A 17,984-nucleotide genomic window follows, 5' to 3' on the forward strand; every position below is an offset into this window, starting at 1 on the left:
TCCCGGTTATAGAGGCAGGAAAGGCAAGGGATGGACGAGAGCCGAGGGGTCGACACCATCGGCGGACTCGCTTGCAGCGCACTCGCCAGCCGGTCGATACCGGGGGGGAGGCCAAGCCGCGCGTGATCAGCGCTCGGCTTGCCCGCCAATTTAGTCACTATCCATGAATTAATTGTTTCTGCGAGATGGCGATCTGTCGCGCATGTGCGGTGTGGCGATGCGATGCGATGCGATGCGATGCGCAGCGATGCATGGCCTGCGCTGCGATGCACGCGGCAGCAGCACGTTGGTGCTTGGCGGCTCCACCAAAGTTGCAGCTCCGCATACCCGCGCAGCGGGCGTTGTGCAGCTGACCGCAAGCGTTTGCCAAAACGCAGAACGCCGGCACAAGGCCGGCGTTCTGCGCTACATCCAGCGATGGACCGATGCGTCAGTGACCCGACGCACCGCTGGCACCCAGGCCGGTTTCGGCACGGATCTGCTGGGCCTTGAACGCGGCACGTTCGTTGGCCGCCTGCGGGCTGTGATCCAGGATCGAGAACAGCCAGATGCCGACAAAACCAATGGTCATCGAGAACAGCGCCGGCGAGGTGTACGGGAACGGCGCCGAACCGGCCGCGTTACCCAGCGTGTCCACCCACACCGACGGCGACAGGATGGTGAGCACCAGCGAGGAAACCAGGCCCAGGAAGCCGCCGACCACCGCACCGCGGGTGGTGCAGTTCTTCCACAACAACGACAGGATCAGCACCGGGAAGTTGGCCGAGGCCGCGATGGCGAACGCCAGCGACACCATGAAGGCCACGTTCTGCTTCTCGAACACGATGCCCAGCAGCACCGCGATCACGCCCAACACCAGGGTGGTGGCACGCGAGACCTTCAGCTCCGAACCCGGCGCCGGATTGCCCTTCTTGATCACCGTGGCGTACAGGTCATGCGACACCGCCGAAGCGCCGGACAGGGTCAGGCCTGCGACCACCGCCAGGATGGTGGCGAAGGCCACCGCCGAGATGAAGCCCATGAACACGTTGCCGCCGACCGCATTGCCGACCAGCACTGCCGCCATGTTGGCCGCGCCCTTGCCGCCGTGGATGGTGCCGGTGGTGACGTCCGCAAACTGCGGGTTGGTCAGCACCAGCGCGATCGCACCGAAGCCGATGATGAAGATCAGGATGTAGAAGTAGCCGATCCAGGTGGTGGCCCACAGCACCGACTTGCGTGCCTGCTTGGCATCGGGAACGGTGAAGAAGCGCATCAGGATGTGCGGCAGGCCGGCGGTGCCGAACATCAGCGCCATGCCGAACGAGATCGCCGAGATCGGGTCCTTCACGAAGCCGCCCGGGCCCATGATCGACAGGCCGGCCTTGGCCGCGTCCTCCGGCGATGCGCCGCCATTGGCCGCGATCGCGGTCTTCACCCGCACGCCCTCGGCAAACAGCGCCTCGAAGCTGAAGTTGAAGTGCCACATGATCGCCACCGCCATGAAGGTCACGCCGGTCAGCAGCAGCACCGCCTTGATGATCTGCACCCACGTCGTGGCGGTCATGCCGCCGAACAGCACGTAGACCATCATCAGCACGCCGACCAGGGTCACCGCCACCCAGTAGTCCAGGCCGAACAGCAGCTTGATCAAGGCGCCGGCACCGACCATCTGTGCGATCAGATAGAACAGCACCACCACCAGCGTGCCCGACGCGGCAAAGCTGCGGATGGCGGTCGGCGCGAAGCGATAGCCGGCCACGTCGGCGAAGGTGTACTTGCCGAGGTTGCGCAGCCGTTCGGCCATCAGGAAGGTCAGGATCGGCCAGCCGACCAGAAAGCCGATCGCATAGATCAGGCCGTCGTAGCCATTGGCCATCACCGCCGCGGTGATGCCCAGGAACGAGGCCGCCGACATGAAGTCGCCGGCGATCGCCAGGCCGTTCTGGAAGCCGGTGATGCCACCGCCGGCGGTGTAGAAGTCGGAGGCCGACTTGGTCTTGGCCGCCGCCCACTTGGTGATCCACAAGGTGCCCAGCACGAAGAAGCCGAACATGCCGATCGCCACCCAGTTGGTGGGCTGCTTGTCGACCTGGCCCATGTCGCCGCCGGCGGCCAGCGCGATGCCGGCCGGCATCAGCCCGGCCAGGATCAGGAGAAGGCGCGAATACTTGCTCATTTGCGGGCTTCCTCGAGGATCTGCGCGGTCAGCTGGTCATAGGTGTTGTTGGCGCGGCGCACGTAGATGGCGGTGATGACGATGGTGAACACCATCACCCCGATCGCGATCGGAATGCCGATCGAGGTCACGCCGGCACCGATCGGCTTGGCGAGGAATTCCTTGTCGAAGGCGATCAGGCCGATGTAGCCGTAATAGGCCAGCAACATCAGCACGGTGAGGGTCCAGCCCAGCGCGTTGCGCTGGCGCTTGAGTGCGTGGTACTTCGGATTGGCATCGATCTTGGCGATCAGTGCGTCATTCGAGACGGTCATTGTCTGTCTCCTGGTAGAGCGCTGGTAAAACGACGGTGGCCTTGCCCGTCCCACCGCAGTGGAACGAGCCGCCGGTGGCAGAAACTAGAAGCTGTACTTGGTGGTGAATTGCAGGCGCGAAATGTCGCCGCTGTCGCCGTTCTCGGCTTCGCGACGGCCATACATCAGCTCCGCGCCCACATCGACCTTGGGCAGCGGCGAATAGAACACGTTGGCGCGGATGCTCTGCTGCGATTTGCTCGCAAGCGCGCCGGTATTGGCGATGTCGTGGTCGTAGTTCACGCGCGAATACATGATCGTGCTGCGCAGCTTGGCGTTGTAGTCGTGGCGCCAGGCCACCCAGCCGGCGATCGTGCTGACGGTCTGGATATTGCCGTCCATGTCGATCTCCACATCCGAGCCGTTGCCCAGGCCCAGATAGCGCCCCAGGCCCTCGCCGTAGCTGAGCTGGTAGCGCAGATCGTTGTTGGAATTGATGATCCAGCGGCCGCCACCGGCAATCGCGCCGCCGAAGTCGGTGTCGTTGGTCAGCGCGCTGCGCGTGCGGTACTGGCGCGCGATCGCCGACAGGCCGAACGTGCCCCAGGTGCCCTTCCAGTTGTAGCGCGCGGTCAGGTCCGGCATCGCACCGTGGTCGGAGGCCAGGATGGTGTTTCCGCCCTGGTAGGGCGTGGTCAGCGTCTCGGGATTTTCCGCCGACACGCTGAAGGCGCCACGGGTGTAGCGGATCTGGGTCTGACGGCTGAACAGTGCGCCGTCGGTCGGTCCGACGATGTCGGCGGCCTCGGGCAGGATCGTGGAATCGATGAAGTTGGACCAGGTCTGGCCGGCCAGCCAGTTGTTCCAGCTCACGTAGGCGTGGCGCAAGGTGCCGCCGTACAGATTGTTGACCTGATTGGCCAGCGCGTTGCCGAAGAAATCCAGTTCGATGAAGCCGGTGATCTTGTCGCCGTTTTCGGTGACGGTGTCCACGCCCAGGTTGAAGCGCGAGAACTTGGCATGGAAGTCGGTATCGGTGCTCGAGGCCTGGCCACCGACCGGCGTCTGGGTCGGGATGTACAGGTAACGGCCCACCGCGCCTTCGGGCAATGCGCCGTCGGAGGTGCGGGTGGTCATGAAGTCGGCCTTGATGAAACCACCGTAACGGAACGTTGTCCCCGCCGCTGCGTTCGGTGTGATGCTGGTCAGCTGGATCGGCCGCTTGCCGGCCGGCACCACAGGCGCGGCCGGTGCCTGTGCCTGCGCGGCGCGCACCTCGGTCACCTGGGTCTGCGTCTGCGTGATCTGGCCCTGCTGTTGTTGCTGCGCCGACACCAGCAGCTGGACCTGACGCTCGAGCTCGGCAATGCGTGCTTCCAGCGCCTTTTCCTTGGCGGTCTGCGCGAACGCCACGCCCGGCAGGATGCTCGCCACGAACAAGGCAGCCGCCAGCGGATGGCGCACCAACGGTGCAGTACGGTGTGTCATGGACCCCTCTCCCCGATAAGGCCTCGCGCTTGATGGCGATGCTGTGCGGAGCGTGAGGCAGTCCGCGCTTTGGAGCCTATTCGCCTTTGGTCGTAGCTGCAACGCAGCATTCCGCAAGGTGACCAATCGTCGCACCAGGGCCGGCAACGGATTGCCGATCGCGCGCTGCGGCGGTTAAGACCAAGGTCTAAGGCGCGGTTGAACGCCGGGACAGAATGGATGCGGCACACTGATTGCCTACCGAGGGCAGCCGCAACGTCCTCTCCCGACAAGTTCATCGCAAGTGAGGGTGCCATGGCTGATGTTTATCCCGTCGATCCTGCGTTCGCCGCCGATGCGCGCATTACGCGCGAGCAGTACGCAACGCTGTACCGCGAATCGATCGAACACCCCGAGCAATTCTGGGGCAAGGCCGCGCAGCGGCTGGAATGGTTCAAGCAACCCACCCAGGTGAAGGACGTCAGCTACGCGCTGGACGATTTCCATATCCGCTGGTTCGGCGATGGCGAGCTCAATGCAAGCGTCAACTGCCTGGACCGCCAGCTGGCCACGCGCGGCGACAAGACCGCGCTGTTGTTCGAACCCGACAGCCCGGACGCACAGTCCTACCCGGTCACCTATCGCGAGCTGTACGAGCGCGTCTGCAAGCTCGGCAATGCGCTGCGCAATCTCGGCGTCAAGAAGGGCGACCGCGTCACCATCTATCTGCCGATGATCGTCGATGCCGCCGTGGCCATGCTCGCCTGTGCGCGCATCGGTGCGGTGCACTCGGTGGTGTTCGGCGGGTTTGCCGCCAACTCGATCGCCGACCGCGTGGTCGATTGCCAGAGCAAGCTGATCATCACCGCCGACGAAGGCCTGCGTGGCGGCAAGAAGATTCCGCTCAAGGCCAATGTCGATGCGGCGCTGAAACTGCCCGGCACCAACACCGTGGAAACGGTACTGGTGGTGCGCCACACCGGCGGTGCGGTGGAGATGCAGGCACCGCGCGATCGCTGGTTCCACGATGTGGTCGACGGCCAGCCGGCCGAGTGCGAACCCGAGCGCATGAACGCGGAAGATCCGTTGTTCATCCTCTACACCTCCGGTTCCACCGGCAAGCCCAAGGGCGTGCTGCACACCACCGCCGGCTACCTGCTGTTTGCCAGCTACACGCATGAGGTGGTGTTCGACCTGCGCGAGGACGACATCTACTGGTGCACCGCCGACGTGGGCTGGGTCACCGGCCACAGCTACATCGTCTACGGTCCGCTCGCCAACGGCGCCACCGCAGTGATGTTCGAAGGCGTGCCGAACTACCCGAACGTGTCGCGCTTCTGGGAAGTGATCGACAAGCACAAGGTCAGCATCTTCTACACCGCGCCCACCGCGATCCGCGCGCTGATGCGCGATGGCGAGGAGCCGGTCAAGAAGACCTCGCGCAAGAGCCTGCGCCTGCTCGGCAGCGTCGGCGAGCCGATCAATCCGGAAGCCTGGCGCTGGTACTACGAGGTGGTCGGCGACAGCCGCTGCCCGATCGTGGACACCTGGTGGCAGACCGAAACCGGCGGCATCCTGATCTCGCCGCTGGCCGGCGCGGTCGATCTCAAGCCCGGCTCGGCCACCCTGCCGTTCTTCGGCGTGCAGCCGGCGCTGGTGGATGCCGAAGGCAAGATCCTGGAAGGCGCCACCGAAGGCAACCTGGTGCTGCTGGATTCGTGGCCGGGTCAGATGCGCTCGGTCTATGGCGACCATCAGCGCTTCATCGACACCTACTTCCGCACCTATCCGGGCAGCTACTTCACCGGCGACGGCTGCCGCCGCGATGCCGATGGCTATTACTGGATCACCGGCCGCGTGGACGATGTGATCAACGTGTCCGGCCACCGCATCGGCACCGCCGAGGTGGAAAGCGCGCTGGTCTCGCACCCGAAGGTCGCCGAAGCGGCCGTGGTCGGCTTCCCGCACGACGTCAAGGGCCAGGGCATCTATGCCTATGTCACCCTGATCGCCGGCGAAACCCCGAGCGAGGAACTGCACAAGGAACTGGTGACCTGGGTGCGCAAGGAGATCGGCCCGATCGCCTCGCCCGATCACCTGCAATGGGCACCGGGCCTGCCCAAGACCCGCTCGGGCAAGATCATGCGCCGCATCCTGCGCAAGATCGCTGAAAACGCACCCGATCAACTCGGCGACACCTCGACCCTGGCCGATCCGTCGGTGGTGGATTCGTTGGTGAGCGAGCGGTTGGCGCGCTGAGGGGCGGGGATTGGGCATTCGGGAGTGGGGATTCGCAGAAGCGGGTTCCCAGTCCTTCGCCGTTGCTCCTTCGAGTATCCAGTATTGAACAGCAATCGGAACGCAGACGGCGCTCTCAGGCCGGCTATTGCGAATCCCGACTCCCGAATCCCCCCATCCCGTGCTTCTGCAAATCCCCACTCCCCCCATCCCCAATCCCAGCCCCTCAATGACCACCCTGCTGATCGCCGATGACCATCCCCTGTTCCGTGAGGCCTTGCGCGGGGCTGTGCAGCGCGTGATGCCGGGGGTGCAGTTGTTCGAGGCCGACACGGTGGATGCGCTGTACACCCTGGCCGATGCGCAACCGGATGCCGATCTGTTGTTGATGGATCTCAACATGCCGGGCGCGCAGGGATTCAGCGCGCTGGTGCACATGCGTTCGCTGCATCCGCAGCTGCCGGTGGTGGTGGTGTCGGCACGCGAAGAACCGACGGTGATGCGGCGTGCAATCGACCATGGCGCGTTCGGGTTCATTCCCAAGTCCGCCGATTCGGACACCATCGGCCGCGCCCTGGCCACGGTGCTCGATGGTGAGCGCTGGATCCCGGCCGAAGCGCAGAACCTGCCGCCGACCGACAGCGAAGAACGCGAAGTGGGCCAGCGCCTGCGCGATCTCACTCCGCAACAGTTCCGCGTGCTGCAGATGCTCGGCGCCGGGCGTCTCAACAAGCAGATCGCCTACGACCTGGGCGTGTCCGAGGCCACCATCAAGGCGCATGTCACCGCGATCCTGCGCAAGCTCGGCGTCACCAACCGCACCCAGGCGGTGCTGATGGCCGGCAAGCTCGCCATCGATGCCGACGGCATCGTGCTGCCGCCGCCTGAAGAAGATTGAGCGTCTTCGACAGCTGGCCTGCGTCTGTGTAGGCCGATCGCCGCGGCGAAGCGTCGCGTGAGGTCACCACCGCAGACGGCAATCAGCGCAACGGCTGGCCCGTGCAGACCTTCGACGCTCCTTGCGGCGAGGGCACATGCCACACCGCGTTTTCGTTTTCGTCCTCGCCTTCATAGATCGCATAGCGCCCATCGTCCTGGCGATGCATGGTGGGGCTGAAGGTGACGAAATCGGTGCGGCCGTCGGGGCCGATGAAATGCATGTCGCCTCCGCACACGATATTGGAATTGGTTTCCGGCCCCAGGGCAGCGCAGGTGACCTGCGAGGTCTCCGCGCGCACCACGCGACTGACGCGTGGCCGGACCAGCCCGCGATCGGCGGCCTCGCAGAAGTAATCGGCAAGCACCGTGCGCATCTCACGCTGCGACGGCATCCAGGACGGGCAGCTGCCGTACGCATCGGCGGTGCAGCTTGAGACCACGGCGGCGGGCTGGCTGCGATCGGCCGCAGCAGCGAGGCTGTCTTGCAGCGGCAGCAACAGGCAGGCGGCGACAGTCAGCAGGGAAACGTAGGAAGGCATCGGAGCGTGGGCTTGGAGTGCACAGGGCGTGCGACTGTACGCCATGCGCAGTTGATGCCATGCATGCCCGCGCTGCGGCATCGGCAGGTGCGTGGCATGCTGTGCGCCTGCGGCGCGTCGGTGCGTGCCAGTGCCAGGGGATCCATGCAGCCACTCTCTTTTCCGCGCGGCCCGCTCGGGCTGCTCCTTGCGCTGGCCGCGCTCGGCTGCGGCAGTGCGCAGGCCAACGACAGCAGCTTCGGCGACGACAACGGCACCATCCGGCTGTTGCATCAGCCCGATATCAGCATGGACAAGGAAGCGCTGCTGCTCAGCGAGGAGCGCGTGCAGGTGGACTACGTGTTCACCAACCACAGCGCGCGCGTGTTGAGCGTGCCAATCGCCTTCCCGATGCCGCCGATGTATTTCGGCATGGCCGATCACAGCGAACTGACCGCTTTCAACCTGTGGGTGGACGGCAAGCCGGTGACCACCACGCGCAAGCTGGTGGTGCTGCTGGACGATGGCAGCGACATCTCCAAGGCATTTGCCGCCACCGGCTGGAGCGCCGACGATATCGCCGCGTTCGTCGAATCGGGCAACGTGCCGACCGGGCGCACGCCGTTGCCGGCGCGCTGGATCGACCGGGACCAGCAACCACGCTTCACGCTCAGCGAGTACTTCGTCTGGCAACAGGTCTTCCCCGCACGTGGCAGCGTGCAGATCCGGCATGCCTACGCGCCCAGCCTGTCCACCGGCGTACCGCAGGGCAGCGCGTTCCTGCTGGAGTCGTATGCAAAGCGCACCTGCATCGAACCGGCCACCAAGGCCAGCATGCAGCGGCGTGAGGGTGCGCACGGCCTGGGCTGGGCCAACCTGCGTTATGTGCTGACCACCGGCAAGAACTGGAACGGCCCGATCAAGGATTTCCAGCTGACCATCCGCAAGCAGGCCGCCAGCGACATCCTCAGCCTATGCTTCGACGGCGCGCTGAAGAAGATCGATCCGCTGACCTTCCAGTTCAGGCAGGCCGACTTCGTGCCGATGCGCGATCTGGAGCTGCTGTTCGTGCGCGGCGTGGAGTGACCGGCGGGGCCAGCACCGGCTAGCCGAACGCGCGTCTGCCTGCTGTCGGCGCGTTGCAGACGCACTGCAGATCAGCGCTGATGGATCGCGCACCGCTTGTGTTCGCCTGGCGGCAGGGCGCCGCGTCATCGGTCGGCAATGGTCAGTGCCAGCGGCAGGAATCAGATGACGGTGGCAACGCTCGCAGCCACTGATCGCAGGAACACGCGCAGTCGCCGCAGGCACTCTTTCATCGATGGTTCGGATGGTGCTGCGTGCCCCGCAGACACGGCGCACTGCTGTTGATCGACACACCACAGTTGCGCAATCGCTGCCTGCCGACCGCTGCGTCACTGGCAAGCCCAAGCGCAGCGGCGTGACCCCCTCCACAACCCCGCACCGCGCGACATCGCAGTTGTCGATATCACCATTGACCATCAGCTCATGCCTGGGCAAGGCTCGGGCTTGATGACGCTAACGGAGCTGGCATGGCGCGACGTTTCCCCTGGCTCTGGATCGGGCTGCTGATTGCCTGTGCATTGATCGCGGTGCTGGCATGGCAGAACAAGCAGCTGCGCGCGCAGCAGCAGTTGCTGCAGGCCCGCATCAGCGCGCCGTATGACGGCATGTACGTGCCGCGCATCGAAGTCACCGATACCGCCGGCCAGCGTCATCTGCTCGGCGTACCGCAGGGACAGGCGCAGGTGCTGTTCTTCTTCACCACCACCTGCCCGTATTGCCAGCGCTCGGCCCCTACCGTGCTGCGTGCGGCGCGGCAGCTGCAGGCCAATCTGCCCGGCCGTCCGCAGTTACTCGGCGTATGCCAGTGCGATGCGACGCAGGCTGCGCGCTATGCGCATGTGCATGGCTTCGATTTTCCGGTGGTCACGTTGACCGATCGTCGCGCGTTGATGCTGTTTCGCGCGCGCAACGTGCCACTGCTGATGGCCATCGACGGGCAGGGGCGCGTGCGCCATTCCCGTCTTGGCGTCTTCGATACCACGGAGCAGGTGCAGGACCTGGTCGCCGCCTTGCGCCGCACGGATGCGCCAGCGGCTTTGGCAACGGTGAAGGAGTAATGCATGAAGAAGCGTTGGGGTACCTTGCGGACGGCGTTGATGGCGGCCACGTTCCTGGCCAGTATCGGTTTCGGTGCGTTTCAGGTGATGGCGGTCGATAACGCACAGCCGAAGACCGAATCGTGTAGTGCGTGGGCCTGCAAAGCCGAATGTCCGGAGTTTGGCGGCGACCTGGGGCAGGGCAACGTCTGCTACTGCTGCGGCTGACAGCGGCTATCACACCTACTGCGCAGTTACGCTTGGTCGGTCGCTGTAGGTCTGACGGCGGGGTCCCCCCGGGCCCCGCCGTTTGCCGGCATCGCCGCGTGCGGCAGCTCCGCCCTCAGCGCAGCGCGCGATAGCGGAAATCGCGCAACACCGCTGCGCCCTGCTGTGCGGCGTAGATGCCGAGCTGCAGGCTCAGGAAGCCGCCGAATACGTTGTGGTGGAAGCCGGACATTTCCATGCGCGTGGGGTGGCGGATCCACTGCCGGCCATCGTCGAACGAATAGTCGAAGGTCACCACATGCGCCTCGTTGCTCAGACGCAGGCGGATGCGTCGGTGCGTGTTGGGCGCGCGTGCCCACACCAACTCTTCAGAGTACTCATAGGTCTTGATGGTGTCAGGCGTAACGCCGATGCCGACGAAGGCCTTGTGGTTGTAGAACAGCAACAGGCCGCCCTCGGCATTGCCGGTGAGTTCCAGCGTGACCTCGGCGACGTAGCCGCGGTCGGGCACGCCGCAGGTCAGTGGCGAGCTGTCGGCCGGCGAGCTGCCGGAACAGGCCAACGTGAGCGACCGATCTGCCCGATGCACGCGCGCCTGTTCGCCGGGCCCGGGCGCATACAGGCTCCATTGGGTGCCGAACCTGTCGCTGGAAAAACCGTCCGACAAGGCGAAGCCGCTGAGCGTCGCGTTGCCGGTGGCGTTTGCGCGTGCAGGCGTGCGCAATGGCCTGGACAGATCGCCACCGGTGGCGCGGAACCAGCCATCGGCGGTCCATTCGATCGGCTCCAGCAGGGTCTGCCGGCCCAGCGTGCGGAAGCCGTTTTCGTAGCCGTGATAGACCATCCACCAGTCGCCACGCGGCCCTTCCACCAGCGTGGCATGCCCGCGCGACCACCACGGCTCCTGTTCGGACTGGGTGCGCACCAGCGGGTTGTGTGGGCAGTGCTCCCATGGCCCATGCACCGAGCGCGCACGCGCGGCGATGACCATATGCCCGGTGACCGGACCGGCGGTGCCGCCGACCGCGGTGACCAGGTACAGCCACCCATCGTGCCAGGTCAGCTTGGGGCCTTCGGGGGCGAAGTTCTCCACGATCCAGTCGTCGGGATAGCGCCAGGGCGCGTAGGCCGGTTCCACCTGCCCGTCGGTGGCCAGGCCGTCGTCGCGCAGGCGCACCTTGCGGATGCCGTTGACGAACAGGTAGCGCTTGCCGTCCTCGCCCAGCACATGGCCGGGGTCGATGCAGCCGGCGATCTGCAGATCGACCGGGTCGCTCCAGGGTCCGCGGATGTCGTCGGCCCAGATCACGAAGATCGACCAGCCGGTGTCGTCCGGATTGGCCGGGATGTAGATGAAATAGCGGCCATCGTGTTTGCACAGGTCCAGTGCCCAGATCGTGCCCAGCTGCTTGCGCAGCGCCGGGCCGAGCGGCGTCCAGTTGACCAGGTCGGTGGAATGCCACAGCACGATGCCCGGATAGGAAAGGAACGACGAAAACGTCATGTAGTAGTCGTCGCCATCCTTGAGGATGGTGGGGTCGGGGTGATCGCCGGCCACGATGGGATTGAGGTAAGTGCCGTTGCCCAGGTCTGCCTTGCGCTGGCCTTCGATACCGCGCGCCCACTGCGGGGTGCCGGTGCAGGCCGCGCGCGCGTCGCCCGTCAGTGCGCTCGGCGACAGCGGGGCGACGACGGCGCCGGCGGCAAGCACCTTGAACAGGTCCCGGCGGGTGGTGGTTGGCATGGGTGCGCGTTCGTGCGGGACGGGCTGGTATCTAGCCCCAGGCATCGGACCGGGGCAACCGCGCAGGCGGCGTTATAGGAAGCGCTCATGCCAGCTGCGGATTTCGACATATCAGCTGCTGTGGCGTATGGAGCTTGCGATCGGGCAAGGGTGCTGGAATCCATGCAGGACCCACGTGCTGAACACCACCAGCTGCAATGCTGCACTGCAGCGTGATCTGTTCACTTATGATTGCGATATTCATATGCGAACAGTCCGGCATCGGCCGGCTGGTGGACGTTGCGATGCCCAGTGACTGCTTCAAGGATTGCGTGAGCACCTGTTCGGCGACCGCCAGATGCGCGGAGCGTGCAGCGTGACCATTGCACGGCAGCGTCTGGGCAACACCGACGTGCAGCTCTCGGCACTGGGCTTTGGCGCCGCGCCGATCGGCAACCTGTATGCCGAGGTCGACGAGGGCCAGGCACTGGCCGCCGTGGCGGCTGCGTTCCAGGCCGGCATCCGCCATTTCGATACCGCGCCGTACTACGGCTACGGGCTGAGCGAGACCCGCCTGGGCCGTGGCTTGGCCGGCGTGCCGCGCGGCGCCTATACGCTGTCGACCAAGGTCGGCCGCTGCATCTACGACGATGCGCAGGCCGCCGCCGGGCGCGACGGCTTTGCAGTGGCGGGCCGCCGCGCCGAGTTCGACTACAGCGCCGACGGCGTGCGCCGCGCGTTCGCCTCCAGCCTGGAGCGCCTGGGCACCGACTACGTCGACGTGCTGCTGCTGCACGACATCGGTGCGCTGACCCACGGCGACAACCACGCCAACGTGCTGCGCCAGGCCTTGGAGGAGGCCTTGCCGGCGATGGCGGAGCTGAAGGCGGCCGGTGCCTGCGGGGCGATCGGGCTGGGCGTCAACGAGCAGGACGTGGCACTGGAGGTGCTGCCACGCTTTCCGCTCGACTGCGTGATGCTGGCCGGCCGCTACACGCTGCTGGAACAGCACGGCGCGCGCGCCCTGCTCGAGCAGGCGCAGCAGCGCAACGTGGCGATCCTGTCGGCCGGCCCGTACAGCTCCGGCCTGCTCAGCGACGCACGCGGCCCCGGCGCCACCTACAACTACGCCCCGGTCGACGCCGCCACCCTGCAGCATGCGCAGCGCCTGTACGCGGCCTGCGCGGCATTCGAGGTGGATATCGGCGCGGCGGCCTTGCAGTTTCCGCTGGCACATCCGGCGGTGACCACGGTGGTGGCCGGCATGCGGACGGTGGCCGAGGTGCAATCGGCCGCCGCGCGCCTGCAGGCGGCGATCGCACCGGCACTGTGGCAGCGCCTGCGCGATGGCGGCCTGCTGGACGCGGACCTGCCCACGCCATGAGCCGCATCGACGCACACCTGCATTTCTGGCAGCTGGCCCGTGGCGACTACCACTGGCTGACGCCCGAGCTGGCGCCGCTGTATCGCGACTTCGGCCCCGCCGATATCGGTCAGGCGCTGGACGCTGCCGATATTGAGGGCGTGGTGGTGGTGCAGGCGGCCGCGACCGAGGCCGAGACCCGTTACCTGTTCGAGCTGGCGCGCGCCGAAGCGCGTATTGCCGGCGTGGTCGGTTGGGTCGATTTCGCCGCGCCCGATGCCGCCGCGCGCATCGACGCGCTGGTGCAGGCCGGCGGCGGCGTGCTCAAGGGCCTGCGCCCCATGGTGCAGGACATCGCCGATGTGCAATGGCTGGCCCAGCCCGAACTGGATGCCGCCTTCGATGCGCTGATCGCGCACGACCTGGCCTTCGACGCGCTGATCCGCAGCGTGCATGTGCCGGCGCTGCAGGCACGCCTGAAGCGTCACCCTGGCTTGCGCGTGGTCGTCGATCACGGCGGCAAGCCGCAGATCGCCGCGGGCGAATTCGTCGCCTGGGCCGCCGGCATGGCTGCGCTGGCGCAGCATCCCAACGTGCACTGCAAACTCTCCGGCCTGCTCACCGAAGCAGCGCGCGGCGCCGGCGTGGAGGCGCTGGCACCGTATGTCGCGCATCTGTTCGCACGCTTCGGCCCGCAGCGTGTGCTGTGGGGCAGCGACTGGCCGGTGCTGACCCAGCGCGCCGATTACGCGCAGTGGTTCGACATCGCACAGCACCTGGTCGCCACATACGCCGACGGCCATGCCGGAGCGGTGTTCGGCGACAACGCACGCACGTTCTATCGTCTGCCACGGCCGGCGGCCCCCACCTACGGAACCTCTTCGGTATGACTGTCTCGATCCCTGCAACTCCCAACGACCGCCTGCATGGCAAGCGCTGCCTGATCACCGCCGCTGGCGCCGGCATCGGCCGCGAAAGCGCACTGGCCTGCGCACGCGCCGGTGCGCAGGTGATCGCCACCGATATCGACGCCGCTGCCCTGCAGGCGCTGGCGGCCGAATCGGAGGCCATCACCACCCAGCTGCTGGATGTCACCGACGCGGCGGCGGTTGCCGCGCTGGTCGCGGCGCACGGCCCGTTCGATGTGCTGTTTAACTGCGCCGGCTTCGTGCACCAGGGCAGCATTCTCGATTGCGACGAGCCGGCCTGGCGGCGCTCGTTCTCGATCAACGTCGATGCGATGTACTACACCTGCAAGGCGGTGCTGCCGGGCATGCTCGAACGCGGCCGCGGCAGCATCATCAACATGTCCTCGGTGGCCTCCAGCATCAAGGGCGTGCCCAACCGCTTCGTCTATGGCGTCACCAAGGCCGCCGTGATCGGCCTGAGCAAGGCCATTGCCGCCGATTACGTGGCCCAGGGCGTGCGTTGCAACGCGATCTGCCCCGGCACCATCAAGACGCCGTCGCTGGGCCAGCGCGTCAAGGCACTGGGCGGCGACGAACAGGCGGTGTGGAAGAGCTTCACCGACCGCCAGCCGATGGGCCGCCTGGGCGACCCGCGCGAGATCGCACAGCTGGTGGTGTACCTGGCCTCGGACGAATCGTCGTTCACCACCGGCCAGACCCACATCATCGATGGCGGCTGGTCCAACTGATCGCGGCAACGCACCGCCGTGCCGCGTACCGCAATGTGGGCGGCCAGTGCCGGATGCGACTTGTAGTGGCTTGATTTGAGCACGCCGTCCTTATCCACCCGATGCATGCGCGCTAGCGTTGCTGGCCGCTCCATTCCTCACCTGCAAAGGAAGACTGCATGAAACTCGTACGCGTTGGCGCCCCCGGCCAGGAACGTCCCGGCCTGATCGATGGCGAAGGCCGCATCCGCGATTTGAGCGGCGTGATCGACGATGTGGCCGGCGAGCACATCACCAATGCCGGCCTGGACAAACTGCGTGCGTTGGACGTGTCCACGCTGCCGCTGCTCGAAGGCGAGCTGCGCTATGGCGCCGCAGTAGGGCAGATCGGCAAGTTCATCTGCGTGGGGTTGAACTACGCCGACCACGCGGCCGAATCGGGCATGGACGTGCCCAAGATGCCGATCCTTTTCATGAAGGCCACCACTGCGGTGACCGGCCCCAACGACACCGTGATCATCCCGCGCGGCTCGGTCAAGAGCGACTGGGAAGTGGAACTGGGCGTGGTGATCGGCGATGTGGCGCGCGATGTGGCGGTGGACGAAGCACTGAACCACGTCGCCGGCTACGCGGTGATCAACGATCTGTCCGAGCGCGAATTCCAGCTCGAACATGGCGGCCAGTGGGTCAAGGGCAAGAGCGCCGATACCTTCGGCCCGATCGGCCCATGGCTGGTCACCCGCGACGAAATCGCCGACCCGCAGAACCTGTCGATGTGGCTGGAGGTCAACGGCCACCGCTACCAGAACGGCAGCACCCGCACGATGGTGTTCGGCGTGGCCGAACTGGTCAGCCACATCAGCCGCTACATGACGCTGATGCCGGGCGATGTGATCAGCACCGGCACCCCGCCGGGCGTGGGCCTGGGCCAGAAGCCGCCGGTGTACCTGAAGCCCGGCGACGTGATGGAGCTGGAGATCGAAGGCCTGGGCCGCCAGCGCCAGCCGGTGGTGGCGCATCCGCGTGATGCTGCCTAAAGCCCCTCTCCCACCGGGGCACTAAGGCACGGCTTGCGCGCCCCTGACGCGCGTGCGTTGGTGCGCCCGCGCCGCAAGCGCGGACCGGGGCGCGTAGCGAGGATCGGGGTGAGGGTACGTAGCGACATATCCAAGCAGTTCGTCGCGATATTCGTTTGCCGTCAGGCGTGACATGTCGGCATGTGTGTTGATGTGTCATGCGCAAATTTTTCAAGCGGCGTGCGAGAGCGTTGAACTTCCAGGCGCTGTCGCGCGTTGGTATCCACACGCAGTTGGTCGTGCAGTGATGCGTTGATCTGTGTTGTTCGTTGATCTGTGTTGTTCGTTGATCTGCGTTGCAAAAGCATGCGTACCTGCAGCGCTTCAACATAGTCGGCGCTTCGCGTCCGTACCCTCACCCCTCTCCCGGGGGGAGAGGGGCTCTAGCGCCCGTTTCCGTTCTCCGTTTCCGTTTTATTTCGCGCGTTTTATTCCCGTTTCCATCGCCCAGGACTTCCATGAGCACCATCATCGCCCTCGACACACACGACGTCCGCTTCCCCACCTCGCGCGAGCTGGATGGGTCGGATGCGATGAATCCGGATCCGGATTACTCGGCCGCCTACGTCGTGCTGCGCACCGATGCGCCGGATGACCTGGCCGGCTACGGCCTGGTGTTCACCATCGGCCGCGGCAACGATGTGCAGACCGCCGCGGTGGCCGCACTGGCCGAGCACGTGGTCGGCCTGTCGGTCGAGGAGGTCATTGCCGATCTGGGTGCGTTCGCGCGCCGGCTCACCAACGACTCGCAGCTGCGCTGGCTGGGCCCGGAAAAGGGCGTGATGCACATGGCGATCGGCGCAGTGATCAACGCCGCCTGGGACCTGGCCGCACGCGCGGCGAAAAAGCCGCTGTGGCGCTATATCGCCGAGCTCAGCCCGGAACAGCTGGTCGACACCATCGACTTCCGCTATCTCACCGACGCGCTCACCCGCGACGAAGCGCTGGCAATCCTGCGCGCTGCGCAACCGCAGCGTGCGCAACGTATCGCCACGCTGATCGAACAGGGCTATCCCGCCTACACCACCTCGCCCGGCTGGCTCGGTTACTCCGACGAAAAGCTGGTGCGGCTGGCAAAAGAAGCCGTCGCCGATGGCTTCCGCACCATCAAGCTCAAGGTCGGCGCCAACGTGCAGGACGACATCCGCCGCTGCCGCCTGGCGCGTGAGGCGATCGGCCCGGATATCGCGATGGCAGTGGATGCCAACCAGCGCTGGGACGTGGGCCCGGCGATCGACTGGATGCGCCAGCTGGCCGAATTCGACATCGCCTGGATCGAGGAACCGACCAGCCCGGACGACGTGCTCGGCCACGCCGCGATCCGCCAGGGCATCACCCCGGTGCCGGTCTCCACCGGCGAGCACACCCAGAACCGCGTGGTGTTCAAGCAGTTGCTGCAGGCCGGTGCGGTGGACCTGATCCAGATCGACGCCGCGCGCGTGGGCGGCGTCAACGAAAACCTCGCCATCCTGCTGCTGGCCGCCAAGTTCAACATCCGCGTGTTCCCGCATGCCGGCGGCGTCGGCCTGTGCGAACTGGTGCAACACCTGGCCATGGCCGACTTCGTCGCCATCACCGGCAAGATGGAAGACCGCGCGATCGAATTCGTCGACCACCTGCACCAGCACTTCCTGGACCCGGTGCGCATCCAGCACGGCCGCTACCTGGCCCCGCAAGCCGCCGGCTTCTCCGCCGAGATGCACCCGGCCTCCATCGCAGAATTCAGCTACCCCGACGGCCGCTTCTGGGTCGAAGACCTGGCCGCGACGAAGGCCTAATCCAACACACCGCATCACCTGGATCGCAAGATGTGTCGTAGGAGCGGCTCAAGCCGCGACAGGCTTTCCCGATTGCCTGATCGCGACCGAAGCCGCTTGTGCATGTAGCGCGCGCACGACGGCTGCAGATCGCAGATTTCCGCCACCCGACAGCCGTTTCCGGGTCGAAGACCTGCCCGCGGCGAAGGCGTGGCCAAACGCGCCACATCACCTGATCGCAGGACGTGTTGTAGGAGCGGCTCAAGCCGCGACAGGCGTTCCCGATTGCCCGATCGCGACCGAGGCCGCTTCTGCCTGGCGCATCTGCGATGCAGCTGTCACGCCTGCGCTGCGCCACTCACGCTGCGCCCGCAAAAGACACCTGTTTCGACACCCGGCGGCAGCGGCAGCAAAGACACTCAAGACCAACGCCTCACTGCGGAGCCAACAAATCCGCAAAAAACG

15 protein-coding genes are annotated in these 17,984 nt (G+C 66.0%); 10 read left to right on the forward strand and 5 right to left on the reverse strand.

Going from position 1 to position 17,984, the window contains the following annotated elements; all coding sequences use genetic code 11:
• Positions 1–430: 430 nt before the first annotated feature.
• The 3 genes from AC1PLA_RS20150 to AC1PLA_RS20160 all read right to left on the reverse strand — a co-directional run bounded on the left by AC1PLA_RS20150 (position 431) and on the right by AC1PLA_RS20160 (position 3,939).
• Positions 431–2,158, reverse strand: coding sequence for a cation acetate symporter (locus AC1PLA_RS20150; RefSeq protein WP_024937572.1), 1,728 nt, complete (start codon positions 2,156–2,158; stop codon positions 431–433).
• Positions 2,155–2,472, reverse strand: coding sequence for a DUF485 domain-containing protein (locus AC1PLA_RS20155; RefSeq protein WP_039521212.1), 318 nt, complete (start codon positions 2,470–2,472; stop codon positions 2,155–2,157). The genes AC1PLA_RS20150 and AC1PLA_RS20155 overlap by 4 nt, the downstream gene beginning before the upstream one ends.
• Positions 2,473–2,556: 84 nt before the next feature.
• Positions 2,557–3,939 (reverse strand): DcaP family trimeric outer membrane transporter, encoded by a 1,383-nt coding sequence (locus tag AC1PLA_RS20160; RefSeq protein ID WP_047125022.1) that lies wholly within the window; start codon positions 3,937–3,939, stop codon positions 2,557–2,559.
• A gap of 294 nt (positions 3,940–4,233) precedes the next feature.
• Between AC1PLA_RS20160 and acs the strand changes: the two genes are divergently transcribed.
• Complete coding sequence (gene acs / locus AC1PLA_RS20165; protein WP_047127634.1) at positions 4,234–6,177, forward strand: acetate--CoA ligase; 1,944 nt, start codon at positions 4,234–4,236, stop codon at positions 6,175–6,177.
• A gap of 208 nt (positions 6,178–6,385) precedes the next feature.
• Positions 6,386–7,054, forward strand: a complete 669-nt coding sequence (locus AC1PLA_RS20170; protein WP_016901792.1) for a response regulator transcription factor — start codon at positions 6,386–6,388, stop codon at positions 7,052–7,054.
• Positions 7,055–7,136: 82 nt separating this feature from the next.
• Here AC1PLA_RS20170 and AC1PLA_RS20175 read toward each other — a convergent pair whose 3' ends face one another.
• Positions 7,137–7,634: a hypothetical protein gene (locus AC1PLA_RS20175; protein ID WP_481105227.1), complete on the reverse strand. Its 498-nt coding sequence runs from the start codon at positions 7,632–7,634 to the stop codon at positions 7,137–7,139.
• A 144-nt stretch (positions 7,635–7,778) separates the two neighbouring features.
• Here AC1PLA_RS20175 and AC1PLA_RS20180 point away from each other — a divergent pair, with 144 nt between their 5' ends.
• The 3 genes from AC1PLA_RS20180 to AC1PLA_RS20190 all read left to right on the forward strand — a co-directional run bounded on the left by AC1PLA_RS20180 (position 7,779) and on the right by AC1PLA_RS20190 (position 9,964).
• Positions 7,779–8,699, forward strand: coding sequence for a DUF4424 family protein (locus tag AC1PLA_RS20180; RefSeq protein ID WP_481105228.1), 921 nt, complete (start codon positions 7,779–7,781; stop codon positions 8,697–8,699).
• Positions 8,700–9,193: 494 nt separating this feature from the next.
• Complete coding sequence (locus AC1PLA_RS20185) at positions 9,194–9,757, forward strand: peroxiredoxin family protein (protein ID WP_179466138.1); 564 nt, start codon at positions 9,194–9,196, stop codon at positions 9,755–9,757.
• A 3-nt stretch (positions 9,758–9,760) separates the two neighbouring features.
• Positions 9,761–9,964 carry a hypothetical protein gene (locus AC1PLA_RS20190; RefSeq protein WP_481105229.1) on the forward strand — a complete coding sequence of 68 codons (204 nt, stop codon included), beginning with the start codon at positions 9,761–9,763 and terminating at the stop codon, positions 9,962–9,964.
• Positions 9,965–10,079: 115 nt separating this feature from the next.
• On the opposite strand, the gene AC1PLA_RS20195 is transcribed toward AC1PLA_RS20190, so the two are convergent.
• On the reverse strand, positions 10,080–11,708 hold the full coding sequence (locus AC1PLA_RS20195) for a family 43 glycosylhydrolase (RefSeq protein ID WP_481105230.1): 1,629 nt from the start codon (positions 11,706–11,708) through the stop codon (positions 10,080–10,082).
• A gap of 337 nt (positions 11,709–12,045) precedes the next feature.
• Between AC1PLA_RS20195 and AC1PLA_RS20200 the strand changes: the two genes are divergently transcribed.
• The 5 genes from AC1PLA_RS20200 (at position 12,046) to AC1PLA_RS20220 (ending at position 17,540) form a co-directional block, all read left to right on the forward strand.
• Entirely contained in the window at positions 12,046–13,071 is a 1,026-nt protein-coding gene (locus AC1PLA_RS20200) for an aldo/keto reductase (protein ID WP_481106237.1), read from the forward strand.
• Positions 13,068–13,940, forward strand: a complete 873-nt coding sequence (locus AC1PLA_RS20205; RefSeq protein WP_349780275.1) for an amidohydrolase family protein — start codon at positions 13,068–13,070, stop codon at positions 13,938–13,940. Before AC1PLA_RS20200 ends, AC1PLA_RS20205 begins: the two co-directional genes overlap by 4 nt.
• Positions 13,937–14,707, forward strand: coding sequence for an SDR family oxidoreductase (locus tag AC1PLA_RS20210; protein ID WP_039521219.1), 771 nt, complete (start codon positions 13,937–13,939; stop codon positions 14,705–14,707). Before AC1PLA_RS20205 ends, AC1PLA_RS20210 begins: the two co-directional genes overlap by 4 nt.
• Positions 14,708–14,865: 158 nt before the next feature.
• Complete coding sequence (locus tag AC1PLA_RS20215; protein WP_016901782.1) at positions 14,866–15,723, forward strand: fumarylacetoacetate hydrolase family protein; 858 nt, start codon at positions 14,866–14,868, stop codon at positions 15,721–15,723.
• A 497-nt stretch (positions 15,724–16,220) separates the two neighbouring features.
• Entirely contained in the window at positions 16,221–17,540 is a 1,320-nt protein-coding gene (locus tag AC1PLA_RS20220; protein WP_104647741.1) for an L-fuconate dehydratase, read from the forward strand.
• Positions 17,541–17,984 lie beyond the last annotated feature (444 nt).

The sequence above is a fragment of the Xanthomonas sp. NCPPB 1826 genome, assembly GCF_056725285.1.